The following is a 19,054-nucleotide window of genomic DNA, read 5'->3' on the forward strand; positions in this document are numbered from 1 at the left end:
AGTAAAAATTAAGAATTAAGCTTTTATACTTTATATTATATAACATTAATATTGTGAGGTAATATTATGGGCACAACTAATACCAATTCTCATTATTAATGAACCAAATAAGAAGCATAGCAGAGTTGTTTAACCGTGGAAGGGGAAAGAGAGGTAATAAATTTACACAAAGCGCATTCAAGCAGAACAATTGTATCGTAGATTTTATTGCGTAAAATGTTCTGTTTTATATATAACCAAAACCTCTCAACAGGATTGAGTTCAGGTGAGTATGGTGGTAGGTATATAATTTCGATATTTTTAGGTGCCTTTAAATTTTTTGACTTATGCCAACTAGCGCAATCCATCAAGAGAAAAGCCTTTCGTATTCCTAAATATTGCGACATCTGTTCAAGGAATATATTTATACAATCAGTGTTGACGTTTGGTGCAAATAAGCTAAAATTCTCTCCATTTCTGGGATTAACTGTACTATAGAGATAAAAATTTTCCCTACCTAATTTTACCTTAACCTGTGTCCTACTGCCTTTTTTAAACCACCCATGTCCAACTTTCGAATGTGTACCAAACCGTGATTCATCGAAGAAAAATAGCTCTTTTTCAGAATGCATGACAATAGTTTCATTGAGGTTTTTTTTTAAACTCCTCTTGCTTGTTTTTATCTTGTCCACTATGAACTGGTCTTGGTGTGATATATGAGAATTTCATTCTTTGCATATTACGATGTATTGCGGATTTGCTGATATTCAAACCAAATCTTTCTTGGATTCTTATTCTCATTTCTCTAATAGTAATATTGGGGTTTTCCTCTATCCACAACTCAATTCGTTCAAGTTGACTTTGGTTCAATATAGTTTTTCTACGGCGTTGAGGTGGAGCAAATAATTTTTCTTCATACGCATTATTTCTTACTCTCTTCAGCATCTCTTTTGCTGATTTCACCACTTTTTCATCCAATAATTTTGATCTTAATGCCATTTATACCTCGCTATTTTACTTACTTCAGTATGGCTTTTTTCCATTATTTTCTATTCGTTGCTTGTATAGTGGGAATTGGTATTACTTATACCAATTCCCACTATGTAAAGAACAGATAGACAATAATGGGAAAGAAGTGATACTAGAGTAGATAAAATAGAGAGGTATAAATGGCATTAAGGTCAAAACTGTTAGACGAAAAAGTTGTAAATTTGGCGAAAGAAATGTTAAAAAAGGTCAGAAATAACGCATATGTTTCAAAAAAGTTACAAGCGGTGATAGCAGGAAAAGAAAGTAGTATAAGCGCTGTGGCAAGAATATGTAAAATTTCAAGGACTGCTTTGACTGAATGGATAAAGCATCTAAAATTTGGTAGAGTAGAAAAATTATTTTCCCCTTCTCAGCGGCGAAGAAAAAGCAAATTAAACAAAAATCAACGTGAGCAAATTGAAATATGGGTAGAAAGAAATCCAAATATTACTATTAAGGAAGTGCAAATAAAAATCTCAGAGGAATTTGGCCTAAACATTAGCAAATCAACAGTGCATCGTGAGATACAAAGGATGAAGTTTTCTTATATAACACCGAGGCCAATTCACCATAAACAAGATAAAAACAAGCAAGAAGAGTTTAAAAAATACTTCAATAAAATAGTCAATTCCCACCCTGAAAAGGAGGTATTTTTTTGATGAATCACGATTTGGAACTCATTCAAAAATCGGACACGGATGGTTTAAAAAAGGGGTCAGAACGCAGGTTAAATGAAAATTGGTAGACAAAATTTCTATATCTACAGTGCGGTAAATCCAAGAAGTGGTAAGAAAATTAGCCTACTTGCTCCATATGTAAACACTGATTGTATGAATATATTTCTGGAGCAGATGTCGAAAGATTTAGGCACGAAAAAAGCCTTTCTTGTAATGGATTGTGCAGGCTGGCATAGATCAAAAAGTTTGAAAATTCAGAAAAACATTACCATTATATACTTGCCTCCTTATTCACCAGAACTGAATCCTGTTGAGAGGTTGTGGCAATATATCAAACACAATACTTTACGCAACAGAGTCTACGATACCATAGGCTTACTTGAAGATGTTCTGTGTAATTTTATTGTCAGTATTTCCAGTGCTACTATTAAACGAGTTTGTAATGTTTCTTATTTGTTCGATTAGTAATGGAATTTGGTATTACTTACTTCAGTATGGCTTTTTTTCCATTATTTTCTATTCGTTGCTTGTATAGCGGGAATTGGTATAAGATCAGTGAATTTCTATTCAATATAAAAGGTAAAGTGGCAAAACAACATGCTGAACCAATAATTGAAAAAAATCTCTATACTATTTTAGGATTCAAAGATGTAGAAGATTTAGAACATAAGACAAGTAAGTCTGTTAACAAAAAAATTTGGCAATCATTTGTTGACTGCTTTGCAAAAGAAATAGATTATGCAGCAACTAAGCAAGTTGTAAAAAACGTTGTTTGTAATATTGCCAAAGTGCCCAAGGCAATGCTTTTACTGAAGCTGAAAGCTTAATCTTAAACGAAAAACAAAATAATAAAAAGAGAGAAAGAGCGATTAAAAAAGCTACTAGTATTTTAAAAAAAATCAATCCAGAAAAAGCCTTCAATGAACTTTCAGTAATAAAAAAACAAGCCGAAGATTTTTTACAAACCGATTTTTATAAGGCGCAGAGCAAACCACTGCCAGGATTTGCTACATCTGGTGCGCAGCTTTTTGCGGAAACTTTGAAATATATAGAAACACTAGAAAAATTATCAGAAGTTAAAAAGGAAGATTTAACTAAGAGTTTCCTATTAAATTATATTAGTTCACTGAACAAAAAGTATCCTAAATCACAAGGTAAAAGAGAAGATGCTATACGAATACTATCAAGCGATGAGTTGAAGAATTTTTATAATAAAGGTGTAGAGGAAGGAATACTACAACCGCTGGTATCATATAAAGAATGCAGAAATCTGTATGATAAAATGAGCCAAACAAAGAATGAATGTATAATCAAAAAAGAAGAACATGAGAAAGCAAGCAAGTCAATAACCAGTATAATTAGTGACATAAAAAAATGTAGAGAAGCAGTCCTTAATTGCAAAAATTTTCAGAGCTCCTATATAAAGGAAAAAGCAGAACACCCATTTAGAGGCACCTCATGTCAAAAAATGATTGATATATATCAAGAGAGAATTGCTGGATATCAGGAAAAAATTCGTCAAAACCTAAACCAAATAAGAGCAATATTAAAAGATACGCCGCAAGATGTGGAAGAATTTAAGGAAATAATCAATTGTGTGCGTGAAGCAGAGCAGTATGATGAAATTTTTGATTCGGCTTTAATTTGTTTATCGAACATACAGAATAAGCTAGATATTCAACCAGAAAATCCCCTAACAGAACTCAGAGCTTCACAAATTAACGTTGAAATTGAGCTAACTAGGCTCTGTGAACAAAATATTAGAGTAAGCATGTGAGTGCTTCAACAAAATTCAAAAAACCAATAAAGACCTCATAAGTCTTATCAAAATAGGAGATTTCTAATAGCGGCAAATACCATGTATTTCTTTCAATTTGCCACTATTACGCCACCTAAATCACACATTGTCTTCCAGAAGGAAAATTTTTGTTCCACTGGCAACCACCTCATGTATAGCTTTACTTTCATAATAAGAAAAATGGCAAAAGCAATTTTAGATCTACTCTAATAAAAGCCTATTTTCCTTGAAACTAAAATAGCTACTATAATATTTCCCAAAGTAAATGATAAAGGTATAATAAAGTATTTGAGTTATAATGGCATATAGTGTGGATTTAAGGGAAAAGGCAGTATTGATGATAGAAAAAGGGAAGACAAAGGTTGAGATAGCAGAGCTCATGGAGATAGGAATAGCAACGCTGTACCGCTGGTTAAAAAAGAAAGCTGCTGGTGAAAGCCTAATGAAAGCCTAAAGCCATCTAAAAACGGTAGCTTTATTCGAAAAATAGACCCAAAAATACTCGAAGAATATGTTACAAAGAATCCAGATCATACTCTGGCAGAGATGAAACAAAATCTTGGATTTGGAATAAATTCAATTTGGTATAGACTAAAACAGCTAAAAATTACTTTTAAAAAAAAGTCACACTATATCAAGAGCGCAATCAAGAAGATAGGCAGCAATTTATTGATAAAATCTCAAAAATAGACCATTCCAGCATCTTATATATAGATGAAGCAGGAGTTGATAATAAGTTATACCGAGAATATGGACGTGCTCCAAGAGGAAAGAAAATTTATGCAGATATTCCAGCGAGAGAGAATCAGTATAGTAGCCGGGTGGATTGGAATGAGATTTATTGCACCAATGACTTTCAAAGGTGGGTGTGACAAAGAGGTATTCAATATATGGTTGGAGAAACCTAAATTGCCACTTGGCACAACCATAGTTATGGATAATGCTACATTTCATAAGACCACTAAAACAAAATCATTAATAGAGTCTTTTGGCTGTCATGTGCTGTATCTTCCAACATATTCACCAGATTTGAATCCTCACTTTTACCCACAAGTATAAAAAGCAAGTAAGATAGAGAAAAATATACTTAAGATGAGGTAAAAATGTGTGAAGTAAATAGAAATGTACAATGTGCTGATGGCTTAGGAGATAAATGGCTAGAAAAAGAGTTGAGACATGTTAATCTGGGAGATGTAAGGCTTAATACAAGACTTATTAAAACAAGCTATTTAATAGAGAATAAGGCGTCTGGGTCAATTAGTCAAAGCTGTGTAGGATGGAAAGAAGCTAAAGGTGCATACAGATTATTTAGCAATGAGAAGCTTGAAGCTAAGGAAATTTATTCTTCCCATTATAAAGAAACTATGGAAAGGATAAAAGGAAATGAGCTGGTATTTTCAGTTCAAGATACAAGTTATTTGGATTTTGACTCTCATATAAAGACTAAGGGTCTAGGTAGTATTTCTAAAGCCTATACAAAATATAAAAAGGGTTTGTTATTGCACAGTAACTTAATGGTTAACAAAGACGGATTACCTTTAGGGCTATCTTCTCAACAGTGTTGGGCACGTTCTATCAGGGAAGAAACAGCCCAAGAAAAAGCAAACAGGAAATACCGTACTGCTATAAAGGAGAAAGAAAGCTATAAGTGGATAGCGGCACTAAAAGAAACCCTAAATAACCTCGCAGAAGGTGTACAGCTTGTTACTATTGGTGATAGGGAAGCAGATATTTTTAAGTTTTTATGGACTGTTGAATCATTGGACAGTTTTTATGTAATCCGCAACCGAACTAATAGGAAATTCATCTGTATTGAAGGGGGAAAAACGGATTTGCAAACACGTATAACTCAACTGCCTGTAAAAAAGGAAATTGTCTTGAATGTTGCTGAAAATAAATACCAGATCTCAAGAAAAGCTAACATTGAAGTCAGGTATATGAAAGGCTATATACCTATCAGATCTCCTTACATTTATGGATCGAAAGATACAGAGCATAAAATAAGTGATAAAATCGCTATATATGTAGTAAGTGCCAAAGAAACAAATCCTCCTGAAAGAGTAGAAGCTATTGATTGGACTTTGCTGACTAATGTACCAGTTAATAGCACTTTAGATGCTATAGAAAGGATAAATTGGTATAAGCTAAGATGGAAAATCGAGGAGTATTTTAGGATTTTAAAATCAGGATGTAAGGTAGAAAGCTCTCGTTTAGCTACAAAAGAAAGATTAGAGAAATTAATCGCTATAAAGAGCATTATTGCATTTAATATTTTATATTTAACAAAAATCGCTTTATCGAATCCTATGGAGGTTTGTACTAAGGTTTTAAGTAATGAAGAGTGGAAAACCCTTTACACGCTAATTCTGGATTAAAAAGAGAATAGAAAAGTCAGGAGAGTAGGGTAAACTCAACAAATAGAAAAAAAATAGATGAGGTTACCCATGGAAGATATAACAAAACTGTTTTGTCTGGTCGATGATTTTTGCAGAGATATAGAGAAAAATTTTGCAGATAAACTACTGCCAAACGGTAAAAACCCACAAGAGTGCCAGAAATTACACATTCGGAAATTATCACAATAATCCTCCTGTATCAGCAATCTCCCTGTGAAAATTTTAAGGCTTTCTACCTGCATTACCTAACATTGCTCTACAAATCAGAGTTTTCGAAGTTGCCTTCATACACTAGGTTTGTTGCTCTAAAGCCCAGGGTTTTGTGGCATTTAGCCATGCTATTACAGTGCCTTTGCGGATGGTCAGAACTTACTGGAATCTCATACATAGATACAACTCCTATTGCAGTTTGCCATGCAAAAAGAATATCAAGAAATAAGGTTTTTGCTGGAATTGCAAAATTAAGCAAGAGTACATATGGCTGGTTTTTCGGCTTTAAACTACATTTGATAATTAACGAGAAAGGTGAAATTCAAGCTTTTACGCTTACAAGAGGTAATGTTGACGATAGAGAGCCTGTAGCAAACCTAACTAAGAAATTAACCGGTCTTTTGTTTGGTGATAAAGGCTATATTAAAAAAGAGCTTTTCCAAGAGTTGTTTAACCGCGGTTTGAAACTTGTTACCAAGGTGAAAAAGGGGATGAAAAACGCATTAATTTCACTACATGAAAAGATTTTGCTGAGAAAAAGGTCGATCATTGAGACGATTTTTGGCTACCTCAAAAATAGACTTGAAATTGAACATACTCGCCATAGATCTCCCGTTAATTTCTTGGTTCACATCTTTTCTACTCTCATTTCCTATTCCTTGAAATCCAAAAAGCCTTCCATTTCCTATACTTTCTTCCTTCCTTAATCCAGAATTAGCGTTAATAATGTGCTAACGCTTAAAATAAGCGCGTTTTGGCTGAATGTAGAAAAAATAAAAAAGACATGCAGCCGCTATAATTTTTATGTAATTTGCCAATAAATATCTGAGTTTTTTACTGAATTTTTGTTGTTGAACCCGCGCGGATCGAAAACAAGGATAAATACTCTTATTATCATAATAAGGGGGCTGGCGCAGTCTGTCAAGGAAGTTTTATGCGAGAGATCTATTGAAATTCTCGTGCAAAATCATACTATTAATTAGTACACTATAAATTTAAAATTATAAATATGTTAAGCAAATTAGTAACTTTGCTATTAATTTTTATATTTCCTTTTTACTCATACTCATATCACTTTAGAACCAAAGCAAAGCAAGCAATTGTCTTAGATTTAGCTTCAGACTCGTTCATTTTTGAACACAATTCCAGGGAAAAAATGGCCCCATCTTCAATGAGCAAATTGATGACTTTATATGTAGCTTTTGATTATCTAAAAGCTGGAATAATAAAAATGGAAGATAAATTTCGAGTAAGTAGAAAAGCATGGGAAAGGAAAGGCTCTTCTATGTTTTTGAAAGAAGGTCAATTTGTTACGGTAAAAGAACTACTTGAAGGAGTTACAATTGCCTCAGGTAATGATGCATGCATAGCGCTAGCCGAGGGTATTGCAGGATCAGAGGAGAATTTTGTTGCTGAAATGAATGAAGTTGCACAAGATTTAAATCTTAATGATAGTCATTTTGTTAACTCAAGCGGGTGGCCAGATGAAAACCATTTTATGAGCGCAAAAGACTTGGCAACACTGGCAAAAAGGATTTTTACTGATTTTCCTGAATACTATGATCTATTCTCTGAACAATATTTGACATATAACGATATTGTACAAAAAAATAAAAATCTTTTACTTTTCCATGATATTGGAGTTGATGGTCTAAAGACAGGTCATACAAGTGCTGGTGGTTATGGTATTATAGCATCTGCAAAACGGAACGATAGAAGAATTTTTGCTGTCGTGAATGGCTTGGATACCGAGAAAGAGCGAATAGAGGAAGCAAAAAGACTAATACAATATTCCTTAAATCATTTTAATACCAAGAAAATATTTGCTAAGGATAGCGTGGTTGAAGAAATAAATATTGTTTATGGAAAAGATAAAAAAGTGCCCGTTACAGTTGCAAACGATGTTACCATAACTTATAACCGCAGATTACATGATAAAATTAAAGTGCGTATTGAGTATAAAGATATGGTACCCGCACCAATTAAAAAAGGTCAAGAAGTGGGCAAAATTTTTGTAGAAATACCTGGTACTGAGCAACAAACTATACCTGTTTATGCAGCAAATGATGTGCAGAAATTGAGCTGTATAAAAAAAATTTTTAGAAAGTTGTTTTAATCAGCAAGTGTAAGTTAAGGAGACCTGAAATACTAATCTACTTTCAACCTCTCAGCATGTAAACTGCGTGGTAAAGATTCCAACTCTTTTGCAGCAGTGAGTTCTTTATTTTTTGCATGTATACCAAGCTTATTGAATTCTCGGGCAGCAGGAAACACTCTTGCCTCAAGCGAACCAGCAGTTTTATTGTAATGATCAACAGCACTTTTTAAGCTTCTGCGTAAATTATCAAAATTTTCGCCCATTGTGCAGATTCGCTCATATAAAATATGGCCTAGTTCACTTATTTTCTTTGCATTTTCAGCTATCATCTCTTGCTTCCATCCATAGGCTACTGCCCTAAGTAGCGCGATTAAAGTGATTGGTGTTGCAATAATTACTTTTTTTTCTATTCCAATTTCTATCAAAGCTGGTTCACATTCTAGTGCTGCACTGAAAACCCCTTCTCCTGTTAAAAAAAGTACCACAAGCTCTGGCGTATTTTCAAATTGGTTCCAATATTCCTTTCTGCCTAGATCATTTATATGTTTTTTTATTGCCAGAGAATGATTCTTCAATTTTTCCTTTTGTATCTGTAAATCATTTTGCGACATAGCATCCATGTAAGAATCAAGTGGTACTTTAGCATCTATTATTATTTGCTTTCCTGATGGCATTTTTATTATTAAATCAGGACGTAACAAATTGCCCTCATTTTTATCAATTACTGAGGATTGAGTAAAAAAATCGCAATATTCAATCATTCCCGCCATTTCTACCACTCTTTTGAGCTGCATTTCACCCCACTTGCCCCTAATGTGAGGTTTCCTCAGGGCGTTGGCAAGGTTAGAGGTTTGGCTCATTAGCGCTCCAATTTGCTCTCTTAAACCTTCGTAAGCCCCTACCCTCTCCTTCTCTAGCTCACGTATTTCGCTGTCGAATTTTTCTAATTTTTCTTTTATTGGAGTGACAACTTCGTTGATCGTTGCTTGCCTTTTTTTGAAGTCACTTTCTGTTTCTTTTAGCTTACTATCGATTACTTCCTTCGCTAAATTCAGAAAATTATTATTGTTTACCTGCAAAGCATTAAGAGAGAGAGCTTTAAAAGTGTTTGTAAGCCTCTCCTCTGCTTTTGTCAGTAATTCCATCTCTTTTTTCTTTTCCTCACGTTCTTTTTGCAAAATTACTTCAAGTTCTGCGTTCCTTACTTTCAAATTAACTATTTCCTTATTTTTATCTACTGAAGCCTGTTTTGCCTCTTGAAGTTCATGTTCTACTTTAAATAAATTCTTCTCAAGATTCTCACTAAATTTTCTGTTCTTTCTTATAACAATATAGAGAAATAGTAGTAAAAAAAGGAAATTCAATACAAAAGCTATAGAATTGAAAAGCATCAGAACACAGAAAAAACCGCACTCACAATACTATCTAATTTTTTTATATATAAAAAAGAAAAAAGAGCACCTGAAGAGATGCGCTTACTGAAGGGTTTGGTTTGCTAATTAGTAACTGTTTTCTCCTACACTTGGATTAGTAACAGAATGTCTTTTTATTGAAAATCTTATGTAATAGTTATTTTTATAATATCAAATATATTAACAACTCAATTTTACTCTCATTATTACAATACTTACATACCAGTTACTTCACTAAAAACTTAGCTTCAATCCGGCCAAAAGCACATACCCTGAGTTATTATCTTCCACTGCAGGCTCCTTAGTACTAAATCTTACAATATCAAAGTAATATGAGGTACCAACAGCTAATGGATATTCAAGACTGAAAGCCTGTGATGTTAATTCGTTTGTACCTTTGTCTGCAATATCCCTAACACTATTAAAATATGTTAAGCTCACTTTACGAGAATCAGAATGATAAGCAATACCTGCATTTATATAATGCATATTATTTGTTTCAAGACTACGCTTCTCACCAGATTTACCACCATTCCCGTACGACAAAATGCAATCAAGTTCAAAAAGTTTTAGTTTCACACCAAAATTCCAGTGTAGTAATTGATTATGACACTGAAGATCGCTAGAATTTTTATTTGTACAGTCAGTTAAATTTTCCCTTGCAAATTCGCCAGTCAAAGCAGTAGTAAAATTTATTTCATCTGATAGGGCATTTTTATAAGAAAGACCAGCGGCTATTGAATTATTATATTGTAAATTATTTTTACCTGGAACATAACTGAATCCAAGTTGAAAGTTATGAATCTCAGGAGAAATATAGTTTATCATTGGTTGTTTTAACTTCAGCTCTAGTCCATTATAGTCGCTGTAAACATTGGGTTTTACCCAAAATACCTTGTCCTTATCATACCCAGAGTCATCATCTTTTTTTCCATTACCGCGCAGATTTGCATAGTTTGTCCAATGACCATTTATTCCTCCAGCAGCTGTATAAATTTTTGAAGTGTTAATTAACATACTCTGACTAATTAAACTTCCTTTACCATATTCAAATGATCCAAACTTCTGATTCTTTATGATAAAATACCACTTCTCCATTTCTAACTTTTCTATGTCTAGTGCCTTTAAGTTTGCAATACCAGAAACTCCTGCCTTAACATCAAAACCCATTTTAGTATTTGGATAAACTTGCTGTAAATAAAGCAAGCGCAGGTCTGAATAACTTGAGGTCTTGTCTTTGGTAGAGCTAAAAGAATCTTTATTGAAAGCGTAGCCAAATCTTAAATCTACTTTTCCATCTAGTTCTACATAAAACATCTCCTTATCCAGAATTACCCTGGAGTTAGCACTTCCTCCCACAAGTAATGATAAAAATAGTGTGATTAGTAACCTCATAGGTAAGCTTAAATTCTTAATATAAGCTTAACAGAAATAAAAAACAATCCTTATATTGTGTAGAACTTAGATACTATAGTATTTCCTAAAGTAAATGATAAAGGTATAATAAAGTATTTGATACCAATTCCCGCTATACAAGCAACGAATAGAAAATAATGGAAAAAAGCCATACTGAAGTAAGTAAAATAGCGAGGTTTAGATGGCATTAAGATCAAAATTATTGGATGAAAAAGTGGTGAAATCAGCAAAAGAGATGCTGAAGAGAGTAAGAAATAATGCGTATGTTGCAAAAAAACTAAATGCTGTAATTGCAGCAAAAAAGCACAGTATAACAGCTGTAGCAAAAATATGTTGCATTTCGAGAAAGGCAATTACTACATGGATAAAGCACATAAAATTTGGAAGAGAAGAAAAATTATTTGCTCCACCTCAACGCCGTAGAAAAACTATATTGAACCAAAGTCAACTTGAACGAATTGAGTTGTGGATAGAGGAAAACCCCAATATTACTATTAGAGAAATGAGAATAAGAATCCAAGAAAGATTTGGTTTGAATATCAGAAAATCCGCAATACATCGTAATATGCAAAGAATGAAATTCTCATATATCACACCAAGACCAGTTCATAGTGGACAAGATAAAAACAAGCAAGAGGAGTTTAAAAAAAACCTCAATGAAACTATTGTCATGCATTCTGAAAAAGAGCTATTTTTCTTCGATGAATCACGGTTTGGTACACATTCAAAAGTTGGACATGGGTGGTTTAAAAAAGGCAGTAGGACACAGGTTAAGGTAAAATTAGGTAGGGAAAATTTTTATCTCTATAGTACAGTTAATCCCAGAAATGGAGAGAATTTTAGCTTATTTGCACCAAACGTCAACACTGATTGTATAAATATATTCCTTGAACAGATGTCGTAATATTTAGGAATATGAAAGGCTTTTCTCTTGATGGATTGCGCTAGTTGGCATAAGTCAAAAAATTTAAAGTGTGTGATTCATAGAGGTTATTGCAACTAATTTGTCAGATCAAGTCTGAACTTGAAATATCTGTTAAGAGGTTTTGTATTTTTGAAGTGACTTTAACTCTTGGTTATGTTTGTAATTTTGCATGACAAATGTTTCTTTTGATGAAGTATAATTTTTTTGTATTTCACTTAGACAAGGAATTGTTTTTTCCAGTTCTTTATATTTTTCCCAAGGAGTCTTTCCCTGAAGAGAGCTATGAGGACGTTGTTTATTATAATATTCTTCCCAATCCCTAAGCTTGACTTGCAATTCATAATCCTTAATGTTAACGCTACTATAAAATTCATCTAAATCTGTACGCTGCGCTCTTTCTACTTTACCATTTCAATGTGGGGAAAACGGCTTAATTGGACGGAATTTTATTTTCCATTCTTTTAGACACTCTTGCACTTCGTAAGTAAAAAATTCTTGTCCTCTATCGGTTTGAATCCTTTGACAATGAAATGGAGCCCTTTCCCTTAATTGTTTTAAGAAATCCAGAGTATTTTTTGAAGTACGCCTTGAGTATAATGCGATAACTTTATAACGCGTACAATCATCTATAGCAGTATATTGATAAAGCCCCGAGGATATTTTGCAAACATCCATTTGTACACGCTCTCCTGGCACTTTGCAGTTATAACGCTTAATCTGCTTGCGATAGTGGCGTTTAATACGTAAAAGACTTACATCGTGTTTCTTCAAAATTTTGTGTATAGTAGCCAATGCAAAAGAGATATCATGTAAACGCTTCAATTCAGCTTGAATACGTCTTGCTCCTAATTTTCTAGCTTTTCTCAGATGAAGAATGAGCTGCTCATTTGACTCGTTGATTTTTTGTAAGGGTAAAGTTTTAGGCCTGCTACTAAGGTTTGACAATCCCTGTGCACCTAGCTTTTCATAACGTTTGTACCATTTTCGTAAGGTAAAGCGTGAAATGTTATAGTGTTGACACACTTTACCTGCATGACCTAATTTTTTGTATAATTCTATCCAATTCAAACGCAACTTAACTTTGGTATCCATTTACTGATTGCCTCTTGTTGATGAATTTATTCATATTGTTGTAATAAGGTATTTAAACTATCACAAGTCAAAGTTTTTATTTTATCTTACATTTTTGCTGTAATAACCTCTATGAATCACACATCTAAACTATTACATAGTTTCACGCCACCTTTATGCCGGACGCCACCTACCCAGTAAGCAAGTTCTTTGTAGATCTATCCCAGGAGAGATGGGAGCTCCTGGTTTTGACGTCGTTTCAGCCCTTTCGACACTTCATCAGTGGTTCATTTTCATTCGCCTCTCTATTTCGTACATGACACGTATTTGTGCCTTTATCCATAACTCTCACTACCTTGACTCTTTATCAAAGCAGCTTATGGTTGTTTAAAGCCTGCTCTTGCAAGCCGACTGTGAGGGACCTTCCCTCATCTATTGTGCAGCTTAAGCACTTAGTTTGCTCATTTCTGATCTTTCTTTGTGTCTCTACGGCACACCCCATCCTTGGCAAACTAATTTTATTGAAGAATCTTTAAACCCTTTTGTACCAAATTTTAATGAAGCAAAAAATTCTTCTAATTCTTCAAAAGGACAACTATTTTTCTCTAATTTTACTTTTATAATATTGCTTAACATTGTAACTCCACTAACCGTTTTATACATGTAGCTTAAGACTATTTTAATAATTTATCAAGAAAGTTTAATTATTAATTATAATATTTAATAAAATAAATAGACTCTTTTACATTTCATCTGCAAGAATCTTTTCCTTAGTTCGTAAATAAAGATTTTCTGAATCTAATTGCCGCAGGTTACGTTTAGTAATATAATCTCATATTAAATAAAACTTTACCTAAGTTTATGCCAGACTCTACGTTAGTTTTAACAACTATTCTTATACTCTTCATCTTTACGTTGTCACTTTTTTTTATAAAAAGGATATTTGGATCAACGAACAAGAAGATAATAAAATCCTTCAGAAAAATTGCTCAGCAGATTAATGCGCTAGAGCAAGAAATGCAGAGCTTATCTGATGAGGATCTTGCTAGTAAAACTGCGGAATTAAAACAAGAACTGAAAAATGGAAAAACACTAAATGACCTTCTCGTACCTGCATTTGCGGTTGTACGAGAAGCATCACGAAGATTCCTTAACATGAGGCATTTCGACGTTCAGCTAATTGGTGGCATGGTTCTCCATAATGGCATGATATCAGAAATGAAAACAGGAGAAGGAAAGACACTCGTCGCAACTTTAGCTGCATATCTAAATTCTTTAGAAGGAAAAGGTGTGCACATCGTAACTGTTAACGACTATCTTGCAAAACGAGATACAGAGTGGATGAGTAAATTATATAATTCTCTTGGAGTTTCTGTTGCATTTATTACAAACAATTTGACAGACGACGAGAGAAAAAAGGCTTATAGCGCAGATATCGTATACTCAACAAATAATGAACTTGCCTTTGATTATCTACGAGATAATATGAAATTTTCTCAAGAAGATATGGTTCAGAGAGGCTTTAATTACGCGATAGTAGACGAAGTAGACTCTATACTGATTGATGAAGCGCGTACTCCGCTCATTATTTCTGGCCCACTTGAGGAAAATAATCAGATATATAAGCATATCAATAAAATAGTAATCAAATTAGTTGATTCTGACTATGAAGTCGATGAAAAGAGTAGAGCAGTTTTCCTCACTGAAAATGGCATTTCACGAGTGGAGGAATTACTAAAATCGTATAACATCATTCCTGAAAATTCCTCGCTCTATGATACTAGCAATATTATACTGACTCATTATATAGATCAAGCACTTCGTGCACATAAGCTGTTTACTGCTGATAAAGATTATATAGTGAAAAACGGTAAGGTGGTAATTATTGATGAGTTTACTGGGCGCATGATGGAAGGTAGGAGATATTCTGATGGTCTTCACCAGGCATTGGAGGCAAAGGAGAATCTTGAAATTCAGCATGAAAGTCAAACTTTAGCATCAGTCACATTTCAGAACTACTTTCGTATGTACAACAAACTTTCTGGTATGACAGGAACAGCAGTAACAGAGGCAGAGGAGTTTCATGATATATATAGATTAAATGTGGTAAAAATTCCAACTAATGTGTCTGTTAAAAGAATAGATGTTGACGATGAAATTTATGGCACAGAAAAAGAAAAATTTAGTGCTGTATTGAAGTTCATAGAAGAATGCCACAAACGCCTACAACCAGTCCTTGTTGGTACGGTAAGTATTGAAAACTCTGAAAAACTTTCTGCGCTTTTGCAAAGCTATTCTCTTAAGCATTCAGTACTAAATGCTCGTTATCATGAACAAGAAGCGTACATAATAGCGCAAGCTGGAATACCAGCCAGCATTACTATAGCAACAAACATGGCAGGACGTGGAACTGATATTCAGCTTGGTGGAAATGTTGAAATGATTGCAAAAATAGAGCTCGAGAAAATAAAAAATGCTGATGAAAGAGAAAAAAAATATCAAGAAATAGTCGAAAGAGTAAAAAAAGATAAGGAAATTGCTATAAAAGCTGGTGGCTTATGTGTTATCGGAACCGAAAGGCATGAAAGCAGGAGAATAGATGATCAACTGCGTGGCCGTTCTGGTCGTCAGGGTGACCCTGGACTTTCTAAGTTCTTTCTATCACTGGAAGATGATTTAATGAGAATATTTGGCTCTGATAGAATGAGGAATTTTTTACAAAAAGTGGGACTAAAGAACAATGAAGCTATTCATCACCCATGGATTAATAAAGCACTTGAGAAAGCACAGAAGAAAGTTGAAGTTAGAAATTATGATGTGCGGAAGTCTTTGCTAAAGTTTGATGATGTAATTAACAATCAACGTAAGGTTGTTTTTAAGCAGAGAAATCATATTTTAAACAATGAAATCAATGATTTAGTTGAAGTATATAGTGAAGTAAATGAGGATATAATAGAAGGTATAGTACAAAGTGGTTATTACGAAGATTATGTTGAAGATATTGCAAAAGAATTCCACATAAGATACGGGATAACGCTTAATCTAGCAGAGTTTTTGAATAAACAAGAAGCCTTGGATTATATAAATGACAAAATACAAGAATTTTTTACTGAGAAAGAAAAATATTTCAATAGTCAACAAACTACAAATTTGTGGAATACGATAGTGAAACAAGTGATGATCATGACACTTGATCATTTATGGAGGGAGCACCTTTCGGTCTTAGAGAGCCTAAGACAAAGCATAAATTTGCGTGCCATGGGGCAAAAAGACCCACTGAATGAATTTAAACGCGAAGCTTTCTTAATGTTTGAGTCGATGCTTGAAAAGTGGAGGGAGCTTACCATTCACCGCCTAGCGCACTTTAAGTTGCTAGACAATCAAGAAATAGGCAATAGGTCACGCTCTACTAAAAATAGCAGACTTCCAAAAGTTTCAAGAAATGACAAGTGCCCTTGTAACTCTGGAAAAAAATACAAACACTGTCACGGTGCAGTTGCCGTAGTGAATTAGTTGTTGCAAGCACATTATAGCTGCTATAGCTAACCGAAGTCAGATCTGCTCGAGCACTCTGAAAGACAAAATCAATAGCCGAATTAATATTGGGCCAAAAGGTTTGTAGAGACTTTCTTATGGCGTGCTTGATCAGAACTTCTCAATCAGATTCAAATCTCACTTTTACCCACAAATAAAAAAGTGAGTAAAATGGATACCAAATAAATTTGGGATTAAAATTAGTGAAGTAAGTACAAATGTGCAATATAGTGATGGCTTAGGGGATAAATGTCTGGAAAGAGAGTTAAAACACGTTAATTTAGGAGATACAAGACTTAATAAGAGACTTATTAAAACAGGCTATTGTATAGAGGGTAAGGCGTCTGGATCAATTAATCAAAGCTGTAGTGGATGGAAAGAAGCTAAGGGTGCATACAGATTATTTAGCAATGAAAAGCTTAAGGATAAGGAAATTTATTCTTCCCATTACAAAGAAACTATGGAGGGAATGAAAGGAAATCAGTTTGTTTTGTCAGTTCAAGATACAAGTTATTTGGATTTTGACTCTCATATAAAAACCAAGAGGCTAGGTAGTATTTCTAAAACGCTAATTCTGGATTAAAAAGAGAATAGAAAAGTCAGGAGAGTAGGGTAAACTCAACAAATAGAAAAAAATAGATGAGGTTACCCATGGAAGATATAACAAAACTGTTTTGTCTGGTCGATGATTTTTGCAGAGATATAGAGAAAAATTTTGCAGATAAACTACTGCCAAACGGTAAAAACCCACAAGAGTGCCAGAAATTACACATTCGGAAATTATCACAATAATCCTCCTGTATCAGCAATCTCCCTGTGAAAATTTTAAGGCTTTCTACCTGCATTACCTAACATTGCTCTACAAATCAGAGTTTTCGAAGTTGCCTTCATACACTAGGTTTGTTGCTCTAAAGCCCAGGGTTTTGTGGCATTTAGCCATGCTATTACAGTGCCTTTGCGGATGGTCAGAACTTACTGGAATCTCATACATAGATACAACTCCTATTGCAGTTTGCCATGCAAAAAGAATATCAAGAAATAAGGTTTTTGCTGGAATTGCAAAATTAAGCAAGAGTACATATGGCTGGTTTTTCGGCTTTAAACTACATTTGATAATTAACGAGAAAGGTGAAATTCAAGCTTTTACGCTTACAAGAGGTAATGTTGACGATAGAGAGCCTGTAGCAAACCTAACTAAGAAATTAACCGGTCTTTTGTTTGGTGATAAAGGCTATATTAAAAAAGAGCTTTTCCAAGAGTTGTTTAACCGCGGTTTGAAACTTGTTATACCAATTCTCATTATTAATGAACCAAATAAGAAGCATAGCAGAGTTGTTTAACCGTGGAAGGGGAAAGAGAGGTAATAAATTTACACAAAGCGCATTCAAGCAGAACAATTGTATCGTAGATTTTATTGCGTAAAATGTTCTGTTTTATATATAACCAAAACCTCTCAACAGGATTGAGTTCAGGTGAGTATGGTGGTAGGTATATAATTTCGATATTTTTAGGTGCCTTTAAATTTTTTGACTTATGCCAACTAGCGCAATCCATCAAGAGAAAAGCCTTTCGTATTCCTAAATATTGCGACATCTGTTCAAGGAATATATTTATACAATCAGTGTTGACGTTTGGTGCAAATAAGCTAAAATTCTCTCCATTTCTGGGATTAACTGTACTATAGAGATAAAAATTTTCCCTACCTAATTTTACCTTAACCTGTGTCCTACTGCCTTTTTTAAACCACCCATGTCCAACTTTCGAATGTGTACCAAACCGTGATTCATCGAAGAAAAATAGCTCTTTTTCAGAATGCATGACAATAGTTTCATTGAGGTTTTTTTTTAAACTCCTCTTGCTTGTTTTTATCTTGTCCACTATGAACTGGTCTTGGTGTGATATATGAGAATTTCATTCTTTGCATATTACGATGTATTGCGGATTTGCTGATATTCAAACCAAATCTTTCTTGGATTCTTATTCTCATTTCTCTAATAGTAATATTGGGGTTTTCCTCTATCCACAACTCAATTCGTTCAAGTTGACTTTGGTTCAATATAGTTTTTCTACGGCGTTGAGGTGGAGCAAATAATTTTTCTTCTCTTCCAAATTTTATGTGCTTTATCCATGTAGTAATTGCCTTTCTCGAAATGCAACATATTTTTGCTACAGCTGTTATACTGTGCTTTTTTGCTGCAATTACAGCATTTAGTTTTTTTGCAACATACGCATTATTTCTTACTCTCTTCAGCATCTCTTTTGCTGATTTCACCACTTTTTCATCCAATAATTTTGATCTTAATGCCATCTAAACCTCGCTATTTTACTTACTTCAGTATGGCTTTTTTCCATTATTTTCTATTCGTTGCTTGTATAGCGGGAATTGGTATAAGAGAGATCTTTGTGATGTTTCTGTCTTAAAACATTCTACTCCAGATCAAGGCTTTTTGTTTAGTAATGGTTAATGCTTCCTTCTATAATGCAAACCCCATACTCACCCAACCTAATT

13 protein-coding genes and 6 pseudogenes are annotated in these 19,054 nt (G+C 33.9%); 13 read left to right on the plus strand and 6 right to left on the minus strand.

The features are described 5' to 3' along the window. Nucleotides 1-95: 95 nt before the first annotated feature. Nucleotides 96-978, minus strand: a pseudogene (locus O1Q06_RS02665) (IS630 family transposase). A gap of 170 nt (nucleotides 979-1,148) precedes the next feature. On the opposite strand from O1Q06_RS02665, the pseudogene O1Q06_RS02670 reads away from it, so the two are divergent. From O1Q06_RS02670 to O1Q06_RS02710, 9 genes and pseudogenes are all read left to right on the plus strand, one after another. Next, nucleotides 1,149-2,150, plus strand: a pseudogene (locus tag O1Q06_RS02670) (IS630-like element ISWpi10 family transposase). 2 nt (nucleotides 2,151-2,152) lie between these two features. Further along, nucleotides 2,153-2,512, plus strand: a complete 360-nt coding sequence (locus O1Q06_RS02675) for a hypothetical protein (RefSeq protein WP_410542944.1) — start codon at nucleotides 2,153-2,155, stop codon at nucleotides 2,510-2,512. Between the two features lie 212 nt (nucleotides 2,513-2,724). Then, nucleotides 2,725-3,462, plus strand: a complete 738-nt coding sequence (locus O1Q06_RS02680) for a hypothetical protein (protein ID WP_410542945.1) — start codon at nucleotides 2,725-2,727, stop codon at nucleotides 3,460-3,462. A gap of 319 nt (nucleotides 3,463-3,781) precedes the next feature. Next, on the plus strand, nucleotides 3,782-3,937 hold the full coding sequence (locus O1Q06_RS02685; protein WP_410542829.1) for an IS630 transposase-related protein: 156 nt from the start codon (nucleotides 3,782-3,784) through the stop codon (nucleotides 3,935-3,937). Between the two features lie 44 nt (nucleotides 3,938-3,981). Further along, nucleotides 3,982-4,173 (plus strand): IS630 transposase-related protein, encoded by a 192-nt coding sequence (locus tag O1Q06_RS02690; RefSeq protein WP_410543139.1) that lies wholly within the window; start codon nucleotides 3,982-3,984, stop codon nucleotides 4,171-4,173. A gap of 24 nt (nucleotides 4,174-4,197) precedes the next feature. Further along, nucleotides 4,198-4,542 (plus strand): transposase, encoded by a 345-nt coding sequence (locus O1Q06_RS02695; protein ID WP_410542566.1) that lies wholly within the window; start codon nucleotides 4,198-4,200, stop codon nucleotides 4,540-4,542. A 44-nt stretch (nucleotides 4,543-4,586) separates the two neighbouring features. Continuing rightward, entirely contained in the window at nucleotides 4,587-5,858 is a 1,272-nt protein-coding gene (locus O1Q06_RS02700; RefSeq protein ID WP_410542946.1) for an IS4 family transposase, read from the plus strand. A 69-nt stretch (nucleotides 5,859-5,927) separates the two neighbouring features. Further along, a pseudogene (locus O1Q06_RS02705) lies at nucleotides 5,928-6,796 on the plus strand (IS982 family transposase). Nucleotides 6,797-7,098: 302 nt separating this feature from the next. Next, nucleotides 7,099-8,205, plus strand: coding sequence for a D-alanyl-D-alanine carboxypeptidase family protein (locus tag O1Q06_RS02710; RefSeq protein ID WP_410542947.1), 1,107 nt, complete (start codon nucleotides 7,099-7,101; stop codon nucleotides 8,203-8,205). 32 nt (nucleotides 8,206-8,237) lie between these two features. Here O1Q06_RS02710 and O1Q06_RS02715 read toward each other — a convergent pair whose 3' ends face one another. Next, nucleotides 8,238-9,578, minus strand: coding sequence for a DNA recombination protein RmuC (locus O1Q06_RS02715; RefSeq protein ID WP_410542948.1), 1,341 nt, complete (start codon nucleotides 9,576-9,578; stop codon nucleotides 8,238-8,240). 255 nt (nucleotides 9,579-9,833) lie between these two features. After that, nucleotides 9,834-10,994, minus strand: a complete 1,161-nt coding sequence (locus tag O1Q06_RS02720; protein WP_410542949.1) for a porin — start codon at nucleotides 10,992-10,994, stop codon at nucleotides 9,834-9,836. Nucleotides 10,995-11,196: 202 nt separating this feature from the next. Between O1Q06_RS02720 and O1Q06_RS02725 the strand changes: the two are divergent. Further along, a pseudogene (locus O1Q06_RS02725) lies at nucleotides 11,197-11,931 on the plus strand (IS630 family transposase); the annotation flags it as partial. A gap of 120 nt (nucleotides 11,932-12,051) precedes the next feature. Here O1Q06_RS02725 and O1Q06_RS02730 read toward each other — a convergent pair. Both O1Q06_RS02730 and O1Q06_RS02735 read right to left on the minus strand, forming a co-directional pair. Further along, nucleotides 12,052-13,032: pseudogene (locus O1Q06_RS02730) on the minus strand (IS481 family transposase). A 465-nt stretch (nucleotides 13,033-13,497) separates the two neighbouring features. Continuing rightward, a complete protein-coding gene (locus tag O1Q06_RS02735) occupies nucleotides 13,498-13,647 on the minus strand; it encodes a hypothetical protein (protein WP_410542950.1) in 150 nt (49 codons plus the stop codon). 225 nt (nucleotides 13,648-13,872) lie between these two features. Between O1Q06_RS02735 and secA the strand changes: the two genes are divergently transcribed. The 3 genes and pseudogenes from secA to O1Q06_RS02750 form a co-directional block, all read left to right on the plus strand. Continuing rightward, nucleotides 13,873-16,524 (plus strand): preprotein translocase subunit SecA, encoded by a 2,652-nt coding sequence (secA, locus tag O1Q06_RS02740; protein ID WP_410542951.1) that lies wholly within the window; start codon nucleotides 13,873-13,875, stop codon nucleotides 16,522-16,524. A 241-nt stretch (nucleotides 16,525-16,765) separates the two neighbouring features. Then, nucleotides 16,766-17,128: a transposase DNA-binding-containing protein gene (locus O1Q06_RS02745; protein ID WP_410542952.1), complete on the plus strand. Its 363-nt coding sequence runs from the start codon at nucleotides 16,766-16,768 to the stop codon at nucleotides 17,126-17,128. Nucleotides 17,129-17,196: 68 nt separating this feature from the next. Next, nucleotides 17,197-17,840, plus strand: a pseudogene (locus O1Q06_RS02750) (IS982 family transposase); the annotation flags it as partial. A 7-nt stretch (nucleotides 17,841-17,847) separates the two neighbouring features. On the opposite strand, the gene O1Q06_RS02755 reads toward O1Q06_RS02750, so the two are convergent. Next, nucleotides 17,848-18,853 (minus strand): IS630 family transposase gene (locus tag O1Q06_RS02755; RefSeq protein WP_410542215.1). Its coding sequence is split into 2 segments (ribosomal slippage): nucleotides 17,848-18,390 and nucleotides 18,392-18,853, totalling 1,005 coding nucleotides; the frame shifts between segments, so codons are not numbered across the junction. Nucleotides 18,854-19,054 lie beyond the last annotated feature (201 nt).

Origin of the sequence: Wolbachia endosymbiont of Tetranychus urticae, assembly GCF_046529255.1 — a bacterium.
GTDB lineage: Bacteria > Pseudomonadota > Alphaproteobacteria > Rickettsiales > Anaplasmataceae > Wolbachia.